Genomic DNA, 13,532 nt, shown 5'->3' on the forward strand with positions numbered 1-13,532 from the left:
TCAGTCGGATCCGAGCTTTTCGAGCATCCGTTTGAACTCGCGCTGCTGGGTCGCGGTCAGCTTGGCCAGGATGCGCGAATCGGCGACCCGGACTGCCCCCTCCGCGCGCTTCAACAGGGCGCGGCCCGACGCGGTCAGCGTGGCCGGCAATGCCCGCCCGGAGGACACCGACTCCGGCCGGGCCACCGCGCCGAGCTCCTCCAGCCTGCGCAGCACGGTGTTCATCGCCTGCGGCGTGACGTTGGTGTTGCGGGACAATTCCGCGCTGGACAGGCCCGGGTTAATCGAAAGGATGCGCATACAAACGAATTCGGGCAGGGTCAGCCCGAGCGGGCCCAACACCGTGGAGACCTCCGGTCGCAGTACCGCCGCCACCCGGTAGAGCAGGTAACCGAGTGGGGCGTCTTCGATCTGACCCATGTCAATGATATTGACATATGTCGCAGGCCGGCAGCGACCGGATCTACAGAATTGGCCGGCCGCCCGTCACGGCGACCCGGGCACCGGAAATGTAGCTCGCGTCATCGGAGGCCAAAAGCACGTAGATGGGGGCGAGCTCGGCCGGCTGGCCGGCACGGCCGAGTGGCACGTTGTCACCGAAGGATTCCACGCTTTCCGCGGGCATGGTCGACGGAATCAGCGGCGTCCAGATGGGGCCGGGTGCCACACTGTTGACGCGGATTCCTTTGTCGCCCAACAGTTGAGCCAAGCTGGCCGAAAAATTGGCGATCGCCGCCTTGGTCGCCGCGTAGGGCGCCAATGTGGGGTTTGGGCTATCGGAGTTCACCGAGGAACTGCCGATGATCGACGACCCGGGGCGCATGTGCGGCAGCGCGGCCTTCGCGAGGTAGAAATAGGCACCGACGTTGAGCCGGAAGGTGTAATCCCATTCTTCGTTGCTGATCTCTTCGAGGTTTTTGTGCATCATTTGGTAGGCGGCGTTGTTGACCAGGATGTCGATGCCGCCGAATTCTTTGACCGCCCGCTCGACCACCGTCCGGCAGTGAGCCGCGTCGGAGAGGTCGCCTGGAACCAGCACGCACCGGCGCCCCGCGTCCTCGACATAGCGGGCGACGTCGCGCGCGTCATCGTGCTCATTGAGGTAGGAGACGAGGACGTCGGCGCCCTCCCGCGCGAACGCGATCGCGACGGCGCGCCCGATTCCGCTGTCGCCTCCCGTGACGATCGCCCGTTTGCCTGTGAGTTTTCCCGAGCCGTGGTAACTGGTTTCGCCGCAATCGGGGACCGGATCCATCCGGGCCTGCACCCCGGGTGGGCTCTGTTGCTGTGCAGTAAAACTCATACCGCTGCGGCTACCCGCGTGGTTGGCCGCTAATCACTCGCTTACTGATGATTCTGGTGCCGCTGTTAATTCTGTGGTTCGCATCGAAAGGGGCTGCGGCGCAAAGCGGCACCAAAGAATGGCAGCCCATTCGCGCTGGTAATCGATCCGCATAAGGGGAAATTTGCGGGCAGCCCCGTTTAGCGATGCGGCAAATGGGTTATGCGAATTGCCAGCGGTTGTCGCGACCTGTCCAAGGGGAGTGACATCGACACGAAAGGAAATTGAGCATGAAGGTCAGCAAGACTGCTGTAAAGACGGCTATTGCCGCCGGGGGAATTGCGGCGACAAGCGTTTTCGCCGCAGCGACCGCCTCCGCTGCGCCGCCCAACATCCAGGGCTTCGGCACCAGCGAACAACTCGTGGACGGGCCCCTGATCACCAACTACACCGTGAGCAACCTGCAACCGAGCAACGTTGCGATTCCCGGCTACACGCCTAAAGGGACGCTCTACCAGGCGGACATCACCGCCAGGTCGGACAGCGGGCTCGTTACCCCGATGGTCAACGACTTCATCGCCCGCGGCCCCAACGGCCAGAACTACCGGGTGATCGACAAGGTCGCGGCCCCGGGCAGCCTGAACCCGGCGCCGATCCCGCAGGGCAGCGAATCGACCGGCACGCTGTACTTTGACGTGACCGGAGCGCCCCCGAACGGCGTCGTCTACAACGACGGACTGCAGGACGTCCTGATGTGGACGTCGAACGTGCCCGGCGGATCCTCGCCTGGCGCACCGCCGAACGCGAGCCCGGCACCGGGTGCGCCGCCCGCTCCGGCGCCGCACACCTGATCCGGTTGCAACTATCTCCCCGCGCCACCCCGATGGCGCGGGGAGATTTGCATGACGGCGAATCCCACGCGCACGAATCGGGTACCCGACACCCATGAGTAATCCCGACCACAGACCAACGGAAGTACGTGCGCAAGCAAAGCTCCACGCAAAGCGGGCGCAGGTAGCCATGGACGAGCGGCGCAGCCAGCAGGACGGCGGACTCAGCGGCTGGCTGGCCAAGCGCGCCGGTGAATGGGACCTCGGCGGGCAGGACGAAACGTCGCTGCAGCGCCAGAAGTTTTTCTGGAACGTCTTGGTCGACTATTGGTTCCGCATGGAGGTCGACGGCTGGGAGAACATCCCCGCGCCGCCGGCGCTGCTGGTGGGCATACATTCGGGCGCGCCATTCGTCTGGGACGCGTGGACCGTCGGTATCCAATGGTGGCGCCGCTTCGGACAGGACCGCCCACTGCACGGCACCGCGCACGACGCATTGATGGCGATTCCGCTTATCGGGCGCTACTTCCGCTCGATGGGCGTGCTTCCGGCCGCCCCCGACGCGATCGCCACCGCATTGGCCGAGGGGCGTGACGTGGCCCTGTGGCCCGGCGGCGAAGTGGACTCGCTGCGCCCGTGGACCGAGCGTGATCATGCCAACCTCGCGGGGCGCACAGGGTTCGTGAAGATGGCGATTCGCGCCGGCGTGCCGATCGTGCCGATCGCCACCGTCGGCGGCGCCGACGCGATGCCCGTGCTGATCCGCGGCGACCGGCTGTCGAAGGTGTTGCAACTCGACCGCCTGCTGCGGCTCAAGGTGTTTCCGCTGGCGGTCTCGCTGCCCTGGGGCATCGCGCCCGCGGCGCTTCCGCAGTTGCCGCTGCCGGCCAAGATCAGGACCCGGTTCATGCCGGTGGTCGAACTGGACCGCGACCCGGCGCGCGCCGACGACGACGACTACGTCGACCGCAAGTACCGCGAGGTCGAGGACAGCATCCAGGAGGGCATGGACGCCTTGGCGCGCAAGCGCGCACTGCCGCTCTTCGCGTGACCGGTCACGCAAAAGTTCATGCGGGACAGGGCATTTGGGGTCAGGCTTGAGCGCCCGTCGAGATCGGGCCCAGCGTCGCCGGTTCGTTGACGATCCATTCCGGATGCGGCGGCGTCACGGCCATGTAGCCCACACCGCGCACGGTGTCGACCATCGATTCGTGTTCGGTTCCGAGCTTGGCGCGCAGTCGCCGCACGTGAACGTCGACCGTACGGACCCGGCCGTTGCAGTCGTATCCCCACACCTCGTGCAGCAACCGGGTGCGGCTGAACGCCCGACCCGCATGCTGCACAAGGAAATTCAACAGTTTGAACTCCGTCAGCGTCAGACCGAGATCCCTGCCCGCCAGCGACCCGGTGAAACTCGCCGGGTGCAGCGTGAGGTCGCCGAACCGCAGGATGCCGTCGACCGCGCTGCGTCGGCGTTTGACCGCCAGACGCAGCCGCGCCTGCAACTCGTCCGCGCTGCCCGCCGGCAGCATCACGTCGTCGAAATTCCAGTCGACGTCGACGGTGACGACGTTTGCCGGGGTGACGACGGCTAGCACCGCGGTGCCCGGCGCGCTGGCGGTGAGGCGCCGGCAGGCGGTGCGAGCCGCGGTGAGGTTGGTACGCGCATCGATGATCGCGACGTCGGCCTTTTCGCACTGCCCGTCAATGTGATCGCCCAGCGGCGCGCGCCGCATGCTGTGTGCGAATGAACTCAGCGTCGGTAATACCGATTCGAAATCGTCGGCATCGGTGAGTAGTAGTACGTCCAAAGACATCTCCAAAATTCATGACAGTTCTGTCATGGAACCCGTAGGCACCTCCCATGGAGATGTCCGCCAGCGCAGCGCTGAATACCCGCCTCAACGCAGAACTATGCCACCTTAATTTCCCGGCCGGGCGGCAATGGCGAGCGCCCGGAGAAAGTCGACGGGCCCGGCCCGTGAAACCGGGCCGGACCCATCCGCGGAAACAAGCCGCTAATTCTGGTTGGACTTCTGCCGTTCCTCGGCCACCTGCGCGCTGCTGCGCGCCGCCTCGGCCTCGGCCTCCTTCTTGGCCGCGTTGCGCTGGGCCTCGGCCTTGTCCTGCTGGGCCTGGCCCTCGCGGGTGAGGTCATCTCGACCCGATACGGCTCCGACGGCCTCCTTGACGCGTCCCTTGGCGTCCTCGACGACGCCCTTGACGGCTTCGGCAGGTCCGGATTTGTTGGTGTCCGCCATGAATGATTCCTCCTCAGTGGCGTACTTGTTTGGGCGATTCACGCCCAATGCCGATCCGCAAACGGTCGGCCCGGTCAGCGCGGGTCCGGTCCTTATTCTCAAGACCTCGATTTCGCCCGCAAGGATGCGGATTCCCCCTGCCGCGGGATGCTCAAACATCGACCCGCTCGCGCGGGCAACCGGGCGGCAACTGACCAGATAATGCACCCCGCCCATGCCGCATTGTGCTGCGATGAGGCAGGATGTGAAATGCCGTTCCGGGTGAGGTCGTCCGGGATGGCACTGTCATGCGAGGAGTGTGATGACGGACCCCGAGCCAACCAGCGCCAACGGTGTACCGATGGGCCGATCGAAGTATTCGAGAGTGTTGCTCAAGCTCGGTGGCGAGATGTTCGGCGGCGGGCAGGTGGGCCTGGATCCCGACGTCGTGGCACAGGTGGCCCGCCAGATCGCGGAGGTCGTTCGCGACGGAGTGCAGGTCGCCGTGGTGATCGGTGGCGGCAACTTCTTCCGCGGCGCGCAGCTTCAGCAGCGCGGCATGGAGCGCACCCGGTCGGACTACATGGGCATGCTCGGCACCGTGATGAATAGCCTTGCGCTGCAAGACTTCCTGGAGAAGGAAGGCATCGTGACCCGGGTCCAGACCGCGATCACGATGGGCCAGGTGGCCGAGCCGTACCTGCCGTTGCGCGCCGTGCGCCACCTGGAAAAGGGGAGGGTCGTGATCTTCGGCGCCGGCATGGGGCTGCCGTACTTCTCCACCGACACCACCGCCGCCCAGCGGGCGCTGGAGGTCGGCGCGGAAGTCGTCTTGATGGCCAAGGCGGTCGACGGGGTGTTCTCGGAGGACCCCCGGCAGAACCCGGACGCCGAGCTGCTCACCGCGATCAGCCACCGCGAAGTCATCGACCGCGGGCTGCGCGTGGCCGACGCGACCGCCTTCAGCCTGTGCATGGACAATGGCATGCCGATCCTGGTATTCAACCTGCTGACCAGTGGCAATATCGCCCGGGCGGTCGCTGGTGAGAAGATCGGAACGCTGGTCACCACTTGAGGGGAAGACGCGATGATTGACGAGGCTCTCTTCGACGCGGAAGAGAAAATGGAGAAGGCGGTATCCGTAGCCCGCGACGACTTGTCAACCATCCGAACCGGTCGCGCCAACCCGGGCATGTTCAACCGGATCGTCATCGACTACTACGGCACCAACACGCCGATCACGCAGCTGGCGAGCATCAACGTCCCCGAGGCGCGGCTCGTCGTCATCAAGCCCTACGAGGCCAATCAGCTGCACGCCATCGAGACCGCGATCCGCAACTCCGACCTCGGGGTCAACCCCACCAATGACGGCACCCTGATCCGGGTGGCCGTGCCGCAGCTCACCGAGGAGCGCCGCCGCGAGCTGGTCAAGCAGGCCAAGCACAAGGGGGAGGAAGCCCGGGTGTCGGTGCGCAACATCCGCCGCAAGGCGATGGAAGAGCTGCACCGCATCCGCAAGGACGGCGAGGCCGGCGAGGACGAAGTGGGCCGCGCCGAAAAGGATTTGGACAAGACCACCCATCAATACGTCACCCAGATCGATGAGCTGGTCAAGCACAAAGAAGGCGAGCTGCTGGAGGTCTAGCGGCCGCTCAGCAACGAACCCCGTGTCGTCCAACTACGCCGCCGCAGGCATCCCGCCCGAGGAGCCGGCGCGTGGGGCGGGCAAGACCATCCCGCAGCCGGCGAAGAAGACGTCCCGGGCCGGCCGCGACCTGCCCGCCGCGATCGCGGTGGGGCTGTTCACCGGTGGACTCGTCGTCGGGACGCTCTTCTTCGCGCCGCGCTACTGGGTGGTGCTGTGCGCCGGGGCGATTCTGCTCTCCAGCCACGAGGTGGTGCGGCGGCTGCGCGAGGCCGGCTATGTCATTCCGGTCATCCCGCTGCTGGTCGGCGGCCAGGTCACCGTCTGGCTGACGTGGCCGTACGGCGCCCGGGGCGCGTTGGCCGGCTTCGGGGCCATGGTCGTGGCCTGCATGTTCTGGCGGCTGTTCATGCACGACAAGAGCAGGTCCCCTGATCAGTCCGCTGGTCCGCCGTCGTCGCATTACCTTCGGGACGCGTCGGCCACGATCTTCCTGGCCGTCTGGGTGCCGCTGTTCGCCTCGTTCGCCGCGCTGCTGGTCTATCACCCGAAGGAAGGCGCGGGGCGGGTGTTCTGCCTGATGGCGACGGTCGTCGCCTCCGACGTGGGCGGGTACGCGGTGGGGGTGCTGTTCGGCAAGCACCCGATGGTCCCGGCGATCAGCCCGAAGAAATCCTGGGAGGGGCTGGCCGGCTCGCTGGTCTGCGGCGTCACCGCCGCGACCCTGTCCGTGACTTTCCTGGCCGGCAAAGCGTGGTGGATCGGCGCGCTGCTGGGCGTTCTCCTGGTGCTCACCTGCACCCTCGGCGATCTGGTGGAGTCGCAGGTCAAGCGCGACCTCGGCATCAAGGACATGGGCCGGCTGCTACCCGGTCACGGCGGCCTGATGGATCGCCTCGACGGCGTGCTCCCGTCGGCCGCCGCGGCGTGGGCCGTGCTCACGCTGCTGCCCTAGGTTCTTCCCTGGGTGCTTCCCCAGGTTCCGCAGCCCGCGGCGTGGCCGATACTGGACGGGTCATGGTCCAACAGTTGGTTTTCGACGAGCCCCGGCCGAGCAGGCCGCCGCGGCACCTGGCCGACCTCGACGCGGCCGGCCGCGCGTCGGCCGTCGCGGAGCTGGGCTTGCCGGCGTTTCGGGCCAAGCAGCTCGCGCACCAGTACTACGGCCGCCTGATCGCCGACCCGCGACAGATGACCGACCTCCCGGCGGCGGTGCGTGATCGGATCGCCGAGACGATGTTCCCGACGCTGCTCACCGCGGTCACCGAGGTCACCTGTGATGCCGGCCAGACCCGAAAGACGTTGTGGCGGGCGATCGATGGCGCCACGATCGAGTCGGTTCTGATGCGCTATCCGCAGCGCAACACGATATGCATTTCGTCGCAGGCCGGCTGCGGCATGGCGTGCCCGTTCTGCGCGACGGGTCAGGGCGGGCTGACGCGCAACCTGTCGACCGGCGAGATCCTCGAGCAGGTGCGTGCTGGCGCGGCGGCGCTGCGCGACGACTTCGGCGACCAGCGGCTGTCGAACGTGGTCTTCATGGGCATGGGTGAGCCGCTGGCGAACTACGCCAGGGTGCTGGCCGCCGTGCGCCGCGTCGTCGAGGCGCCGCCGCACGGTTTCGGCATCTCGGCCCGAGCGGTGACGGTGTCGACGGTGGGTCTGGTTCCGGCGATCCGCAAGCTCGCCGACGAGGGGCTGGGCGTGACGCTGGCGCTGTCGCTGCACGCCCCCGACGACGAGCTGCGCGACACGTTGGTGCCGGTCAACAACCGCTGGAAGATCGGCGAGGCCCTCGACGCGGCCCGGCACTACGCCGACGCCACCGGCCGGCGGGTATCGATCGAATACGCGCTGATCCGCGACGTCAACGACCAGCCCTGGCGAGCCGACCTGCTCGGCAAGCGGCTGCATCGGGCCCTCGGGCCACTGGTGCACGTGAACCTCATTCCACTCAACCCGACGCCGGGCAGCGATTGGGACGCCAGCCCGAAGGCCGTGGAGCGGGAGTTCGTAAGACGCATCCGATCGAAGGGAGTGTCATGCACCGTGCGAGACACCCGCGGCCGGGAGATCAGCGCCGCGTGCGGTCAGCTCGCCGCGCAGCCTGAACCGCGCTGACTCCTCGCGCGTCTTTAAGACATAAGCCAGCAAATGAGGTGTGCCATGATTCGCCTGTTCTCCCCGCTCAGATTGTTCGCCGCAGCGGTCTTTGCCGCCGCCTTGATATTCGGCCTGGCCGAGGCGCCGCACGCGAAGGCCGCCGACGAGCGCCTGCAATTCAGCGCAACCACGCTAGGCGGTGCGCCGTTCAACGGCGCCAGTCTGCAGGGCAGGCCGGCGGTGCTGTGGTTCTGGACGCCGTGGTGTCCGTTCTGCAACGCCGAAGCTCCCGGCGTCGGCCAGGTGGCGGCCGCCAATCCGGGAGTCGCCTTCGTCGGCATCGCCGCCCACTCGGATGTCGGCGCGATGCAGAATTTCGTGTCCAAGTACAACTTGAACTTCCCCAATCTCAATGACGCCGACGGCGCGATCTGGGCCCGGTACAACGTGCCCTGGCAGCCGGCCTATGTGTTCTATCGGGCCGACGGCAGCTCGACATTCGTCAACAATCCGACCGCGGCCATGCCACAGGACGAGCTGGCGGGCCGAGTGGCCGCGCTGACGCACTGACCCGGTGAACCAGGGCCTGATAGGTCTGGCCTTCGCCGCCGGATTGGTTGCGGCCCTCAACCCGTGTGGGTTTGCCATGCTGCCCGCGTATCTCCTTCTGGTGGTGCGCGGGCAGCACCCCGGTGCGCCGTCGCCGGCGGCCGGGTCATGGGCGCCGATCGGCCGCGCCGTGGCCGCCACCGCCGGGATGGCGCTCGGCTTCGTGACGGTGTTCGGAGTGTTCGGGGCGCTGACCATATCGGCGGCCACTACGGTGCAGCGCTACCTGCCCTACGGGACGGTCGCGATCGGCATCGTGCTTGTCGCCCTTGGGTTTTGGCTACTGTCCGGCCGGGAGCTGACGGCGCTGACGCCGCGGGCGATGGGCCCGCGGTGGGCGCCGAACGCGCGGCAGGGGTCGTGGCTGGTGGGCATGTACGGCTATGGCGTCAGCTATGCGATCGCCTCGCTGTCGTGCACCGTCGGCCCGTTCCTGGCCGTCACCGGGGCGGGCTTTCGCAGTGGATCGATTGTCACCGGCGTGGCGATCTACCTGGCCTACGTCGCGGGCCTGACGTCGGTGGTCGGCGTGCTCGCCATCGCCGCGGCCCTGGGCGGTTCGGCGTTGGCCGACCGTATGCGGCGGATCCTGCCCTTCGTCAACCGGATCGGTGGCGCGCTGCTGGTGGTGGTCGGCCTGTACGTGGCCTACTACGGCGTCTACGAGCTGCGCCTGTTCAACGGCCGGGCGAATCCGCACGACGCGGTGATCGGCGCGGCCGGGCGCCTGCAGGGTCTGCTGGCCGGCTGGGTCCATCAGCACGGCGGATGGCCGTGGCCTGGCGCGCTGCTCGTGCTGCTCGCCGGCGCGCTCGTCGGCGCCTGGTACCGGCGGGCGCGGCGCTGAAACCCTTTTCGAGCCCTACCTGATCCAGCCGCGCCGGCGGCCCCACAGGTCGCGCACCAGAACGAAGAGCGTCAGTGCGGCAAACCCGATCAGGAACCAGTTCTCGACGTGGCCGACGTGGTTGCCGCGCAGCATCGCGAGCAGGAATATCACCGCGAATATCCCGACGCCATGCCAGGTGCGGTGGTTGATCCGGCTCCACCCCCACGCCGCGGACGGCACCTCGGCGGGGTCGACGCCGTTGAAGTGCTCCACCTCGGTACTGGCCACGGCGATTCCCTTTCGGATCGGATGCTTTCTCAAACCGAGATTCTGGCACACGCGAGGCCCCGCGGGCATCGGGGCGCGGGGCACAATGAATGGGTGACCGAGCCGGCAAGCGCCTCAGCGACCGACGGAAACGCCCAGGGCCGCCTGCGGGTGCTGGTGCTGGGCAGCACCGGCTCGATCGGCACCCAGGCGCTGGAAGTCATCGCCGCCAATCCGGACCGCTTCGAGGTGGTCGGGCTGGCCGCGGGGGGCGCGAACGTGGACACCCTGCTGCGCCAGCGCGCCGAGACCGGGGTCACCAACATCGCCATCGCCGACGATCGCGTGGCGCAGCGCGCCGGTGACATCCCGTACAGCGGTCCCGAGGCGGTCACCCGGCTGGTCGAGGAGACCGAGGCCGACGTCGTGCTCAACGCGCTGGTCGGGGCCTTGGGTCTGCGTCCGACCTTGGCCGCCCTGGCATCGGGCGCGCGCCTGGCACTGGCCAACAAGGAATCGCTGGTCGCGGGCGGGCCGCTGGTCGTGCGGGCGGCCCGACCGGGTCAGATCGTGCCCGTCGACTCCGAGCATTCCGCGCTGGCCCAGTGCCTGCGCGGGGGCGACCCCGACGAGGTCGCCAAGCTGGTGCTCACGGCCTCGGGTGGGCCGTTTCGCGGCTGGGCCGCCGCCGAGCTCGAGGCCGTCACCCCCGAGCAGGCCGGCGCCCACCCGACCTGGTCGATGGGACCGATGAACACCCTGAACTCGGCGTCGCTGGTCAACAAGGGGCTCGAACTCATCGAGACTCACCTGCTGTTCGGCATCCCATACGACCGCATCGAGGTCGTGGTGCACCCCCAGTCGATCGTGCATTCGATGGTCACGTTCGTCGACGGCTCGACGATCGCCCAGGCCAGCCCCCCGGACATGAAGCTGCCGATTTCGCTGGCGTTGGGCTGGCCCCGGCGGGTCGGCGGCGCCGCGCCCGCCTGCGATTTCACCACCGCTTCGACCTGGGAATTCGAGCCGCTGGACAGCGACGTTTTCCCGGCCGTCGAGCTGGCCCGGCACGCCGGGGTGACCGGCGGCTGCATGACCGCCGTCTACAACGCGGCCAACGAAGAGGCCGCGGAGGCGTTCCTCGACGGCCGGATCGGATTCCCCGCGATCGTGCGAACGATCGCCGACGTGCTACACGCCGCGGACCAATGGGCCCCCCACTTGGGCGAGGCACCCGCTACCGTGGATGACGTACTAGACGCGCAGCGCTGGGCACGTGAGCGAGCGCAGCGCGCAGTCAGAAAGGTCCTAGCAGCCCGATGATGTTCGCAATCGGCATTGCGCTGTTCGCGCTCGCCATCCTGATCTCGGTGGCCCTGCACGAATGCGGCCACATGTGGGTGGCGCGCGCCACCGGCATGAAGGTGCGCCGGTTTTTCGTCGGCTTCGGCCCCACCTTGTGGTCGACGCGGCGCGGCGAAACCCAGTACGGCGTCAAGGCCGCTCCGCTGGGCGGCTTCTGCGACATCGCCGGCATGACCCCGGTCGAGGATCTCGCACCAGACGAAGCCGACCGCGCCATGTACAAGCAGGCGACCTGGAAGCGTGTCGCGGTGCTGTTCGCCGGCCCGGGCATGAACTTCGTCATCTGCATGGTGCTGATCTACGGCATCGCACTGGTGTGGGGGCTGCCGAACCTGCACCCGCCCACCCGGGCCGTCGTCGGCGAAACCGCTTGTGTCGCACCGGAAACGGCGCCGGGCAAGATCGGCGCCTGCACCGGGCCCGGGCCGGCGGCGCTGGCCGGCATTCGCGCCGGCGACGTCGTCGTCAAGGTCGGCGACACCCCGGTGGCCAACTTCGAGGACATGGCCGCCGCGGTGCGGAAATTGCATGGCACCGTTCCGGTCGTCGTCGACCGTGGCGGCACCACGATTACCACCTACGTCGACGTGACGCCCACTCAACGCTTCTTGACCAACGGGCAGGGCGGTCAACCTCAGGCGTCGACGGTGGGCGCGATCGGGGTGGGCGCCGTCAAGTCCGCGCCCATGCACTACGGAGTGATCTCCGCGATCCCCGCCACCTTCACCTTCACCGGCGACCTGACCGTAGAGGTCGGCAAGGCGCTGGCCGCGATACCCACGAAAGTCGGTGCGCTGGTGCACGCCATCGGCGGCGGACAGCGTGACCCGCAGACACCGATGAGCGTCGTGGGTGCCAGCATCGTCGGCGGCGACACCGTCGACCACGGGCTGTGGGTGGCGTTCTGGTTCTTCCTGGCTCAGCTGAACCTCATCCTGGGCGCAATCAACCTGGTGCCACTGCTGCCCTTCGATGGCGGCCACATCGCGATCGCAGTGTTCGAAAAGATCCGCAACAGCATCCGATCCGCCCGCGGCATGGTCGCGGCCGCGCCGGTGAACTATCTCAAGCTGATGCCGGCGACATACGTGGTCCTGGTGTTCGTGGTCGGCTACATGCTGCTGACGGTGACGGCCGATGTCGTGAACCCGATCCGGATCTTCCAGTAGAGAGAAGGCATACAAGTGACCGTTGGCCTGGGCATGCCGGACGCGCCGGCGCCCACGCTCGCCCCCCGGCGCAAGACGCGGCAACTGATGGTGGGCGACGTCGGGGTCGGCAGTGACAATCCGATTTCGGTGCAGTCGATGTGCACCACCAAGACCCATGACGTCAACACCACCCTGCAGCAGATCGCCGAGTTGACCGCGGCGGGCTGCGACATCGTCAGGGTGGCCTGCCCGCGTCAAGAGGATGCCGACGCGCTGGCCGAGATCGCGCGGCACAGCCAGATCCCGGTGATCGCCGACATCCACTTCCAGCCGAAGTACATCTTCGCCGCCATCGACGCGGGATGTGCCGCGGTGCGGGTAAACCCGGGCAATATCAAGGAATTCGACGGCCGGGTGGGCGAGGTCGCCAAGGCCGCCGGCGCGGCGGGCATCCCGATCCGCATCGGGGTCAACGCCGGCTCGCTGGACAAGCGGTTCATGGAGAAGTACGGCAAGGCCACGCCCGAGGCGCTGGTCGAGTCGGCGTTGTGGGAGGCCTCCCTGTTCGAGGAGCACGGTTTCGGCGACATCAAGATCAGCGTCAAGCACAACGACCCGGTCGTGATGGTCGCCGCGTACGAGCAGCTGGCCGCGCAGTGCGACTACCCGCTGCACCTCGGGGTCACCGAGGCCGGCCCCGCCTTCCAGGGCACCATCAAGTCCGCGGTCGCCTTCGGCGCGCTGCTGTCGCGGGGCATCGGCGACACCATCCGGGTGTCGCTGTCGGCGCCGCCCGTGGAGGAAGTCAAGGTCGGCATCCAGATTCTCGAGTCGCTGAACCTGCGGCCGCGTTCGCTGGAGATCGTGTCGTGCCCGTCGTGCGGTCGCGCGCAGGTCGACGTCTACACCCTGGCCAACGAAGTCACCGCCGGTTTGGACGGTCTCGACGTGCCGTTGCGGGTCGCCGTGATGGGCTGTGTCGTCAACGGCCCAGGGGAGGCCCGCGAAGCCGACCTCGGCGTCGCGTCGGGAAATGGCAAGGGCCAGATCTTCGTTCGCGGCGAAGTCATCAAGACCGTGCCCGAAGCGCAGATCGTCGAGACGCTGATCGAAGAGGCCATGCGGCTCGCGTCCGAGAACAACAGCGATCACGGACCGGACACAACCGCGAGCGGTTCGCCTATTGTGACCGTAAGCTGATAGGGGCCTTT

The 13,532-nt window shown here is 67.6% G+C and carries 16 protein-coding genes; 11 read left to right on the forward strand and 5 right to left on the reverse strand.

Translation table 11 applies throughout. The features are described from left to right. Nucleotides 1–420: a MarR family transcriptional regulator gene (locus tag A5744_RS18595; RefSeq protein WP_076063514.1), complete on the reverse strand. Its 420-nt coding sequence runs from the start codon at nucleotides 418–420 to the stop codon at nucleotides 1–3. 43 nt (nucleotides 421–463) lie between these two features. Further along, nucleotides 464–1,303: a glucose 1-dehydrogenase gene (locus A5744_RS18600; protein ID WP_076063516.1), complete on the reverse strand. Its 840-nt coding sequence runs from the start codon at nucleotides 1,301–1,303 to the stop codon at nucleotides 464–466. 269 nt (nucleotides 1,304–1,572) lie between these two features. On the opposite strand from A5744_RS18600, the gene A5744_RS18605 reads away from it, so the two are divergent. Together A5744_RS18605 and A5744_RS18610 are read left to right on the forward strand one after the other, a co-directional pair. Next, entirely contained in the window at nucleotides 1,573–2,133 is a 561-nt protein-coding gene (locus tag A5744_RS18605; protein ID WP_076063517.1) for an MPT63 family protein, read from the forward strand. A gap of 94 nt (nucleotides 2,134–2,227) precedes the next feature. Beyond that, nucleotides 2,228–3,163, forward strand: coding sequence for a lysophospholipid acyltransferase family protein (locus A5744_RS18610; protein WP_076063519.1), 936 nt, complete (start codon nucleotides 2,228–2,230; stop codon nucleotides 3,161–3,163). Nucleotides 3,164–3,203: 40 nt separating this feature from the next. Here the strand turns inward: A5744_RS18610 and A5744_RS18615 are convergent, their stop codons facing one another. Next, entirely contained in the window at nucleotides 3,204–3,929 is a 726-nt protein-coding gene (locus tag A5744_RS18615; RefSeq protein WP_076063521.1) for a response regulator transcription factor, read from the reverse strand. Between the two features lie 201 nt (nucleotides 3,930–4,130). After that, nucleotides 4,131–4,373, reverse strand: a complete 243-nt coding sequence (locus tag A5744_RS18620; protein ID WP_076063523.1) for a CsbD family protein — start codon at nucleotides 4,371–4,373, stop codon at nucleotides 4,131–4,133. 301 nt (nucleotides 4,374–4,674) lie between these two features. Here A5744_RS18620 and pyrH point away from each other — a divergent pair, with 301 nt between their 5' ends. The 6 genes from pyrH (at nucleotide 4,675) to A5744_RS18650 (ending at nucleotide 9,556) form a co-directional block, all read left to right on the forward strand. Further along, complete coding sequence (gene pyrH, locus A5744_RS18625) at nucleotides 4,675–5,427, forward strand: UMP kinase (protein ID WP_076063525.1); 753 nt, start codon at nucleotides 4,675–4,677, stop codon at nucleotides 5,425–5,427. A gap of 12 nt (nucleotides 5,428–5,439) precedes the next feature. Next, on the forward strand, nucleotides 5,440–5,997 hold the full coding sequence (gene frr, locus A5744_RS18630) for a ribosome recycling factor (RefSeq protein ID WP_076063527.1): 558 nt from the start codon (nucleotides 5,440–5,442) through the stop codon (nucleotides 5,995–5,997). Nucleotides 5,998–6,046: 49 nt separating this feature from the next. Then, entirely contained in the window at nucleotides 6,047–6,952 is a 906-nt protein-coding gene (locus A5744_RS18635; protein WP_076063914.1) for a phosphatidate cytidylyltransferase, read from the forward strand. Between the two features lie 62 nt (nucleotides 6,953–7,014). Further along, nucleotides 7,015–8,118: a 23S rRNA (adenine(2503)-C(2))-methyltransferase RlmN gene (gene rlmN / locus A5744_RS18640; protein WP_076063529.1), complete on the forward strand. Its 1,104-nt coding sequence runs from the start codon at nucleotides 7,015–7,017 to the stop codon at nucleotides 8,116–8,118. 45 nt (nucleotides 8,119–8,163) lie between these two features. Continuing rightward, nucleotides 8,164–8,670, forward strand: a complete 507-nt coding sequence (locus A5744_RS18645; protein WP_139329422.1) for a protein disulfide oxidoreductase — start codon at nucleotides 8,164–8,166, stop codon at nucleotides 8,668–8,670. Between the two features lie 4 nt (nucleotides 8,671–8,674). After that, nucleotides 8,675–9,556: a cytochrome c biogenesis CcdA family protein gene (locus A5744_RS18650; protein WP_076063532.1), complete on the forward strand. Its 882-nt coding sequence runs from the start codon at nucleotides 8,675–8,677 to the stop codon at nucleotides 9,554–9,556. 15 nt (nucleotides 9,557–9,571) lie between these two features. On the opposite strand, the gene A5744_RS18655 is transcribed toward A5744_RS18650, so the two are convergent. Then, nucleotides 9,572–9,826 carry a DUF2631 domain-containing protein gene (locus tag A5744_RS18655; RefSeq protein WP_076063534.1) on the reverse strand — a complete coding sequence of 85 codons (255 nt, stop codon included), beginning with the start codon at nucleotides 9,824–9,826 and terminating at the stop codon, nucleotides 9,572–9,574. Nucleotides 9,827–9,919: 93 nt separating this feature from the next. Here A5744_RS18655 and dxr point away from each other — a divergent pair, with 93 nt between their 5' ends. Genes dxr through ispG form a run of 3 tightly spaced genes read left to right on the forward strand, consistent with a single transcriptional unit; the run spans nucleotide 9,920 to nucleotide 13,521 of the window. Beyond that, nucleotides 9,920–11,128 carry a 1-deoxy-D-xylulose-5-phosphate reductoisomerase gene (gene dxr, locus A5744_RS18660; protein ID WP_240563106.1) on the forward strand — a complete coding sequence of 403 codons (1,209 nt, stop codon included), beginning with the start codon at nucleotides 9,920–9,922 and terminating at the stop codon, nucleotides 11,126–11,128. Beyond that, nucleotides 11,125–12,339, forward strand: coding sequence for a M50 family metallopeptidase (locus A5744_RS18665; protein ID WP_076063537.1), 1,215 nt, complete (start codon nucleotides 11,125–11,127; stop codon nucleotides 12,337–12,339). The genes dxr and A5744_RS18665 overlap by 4 nt, the downstream gene beginning before the upstream one ends. 15 nt (nucleotides 12,340–12,354) lie before the next feature. Then, complete coding sequence (gene ispG / locus A5744_RS18670) at nucleotides 12,355–13,521, forward strand: flavodoxin-dependent (E)-4-hydroxy-3-methylbut-2-enyl-diphosphate synthase (RefSeq protein WP_076063538.1); 1,167 nt, start codon at nucleotides 12,355–12,357, stop codon at nucleotides 13,519–13,521. Nucleotides 13,522–13,532 lie beyond the last annotated feature (11 nt).

It is taken from the genome of Mycobacterium sp. IS-1264 (genome assembly GCF_001954195.1).
GTDB lineage: Bacteria > Actinomycetota > Actinomycetes > Mycobacteriales > Mycobacteriaceae > Mycobacterium.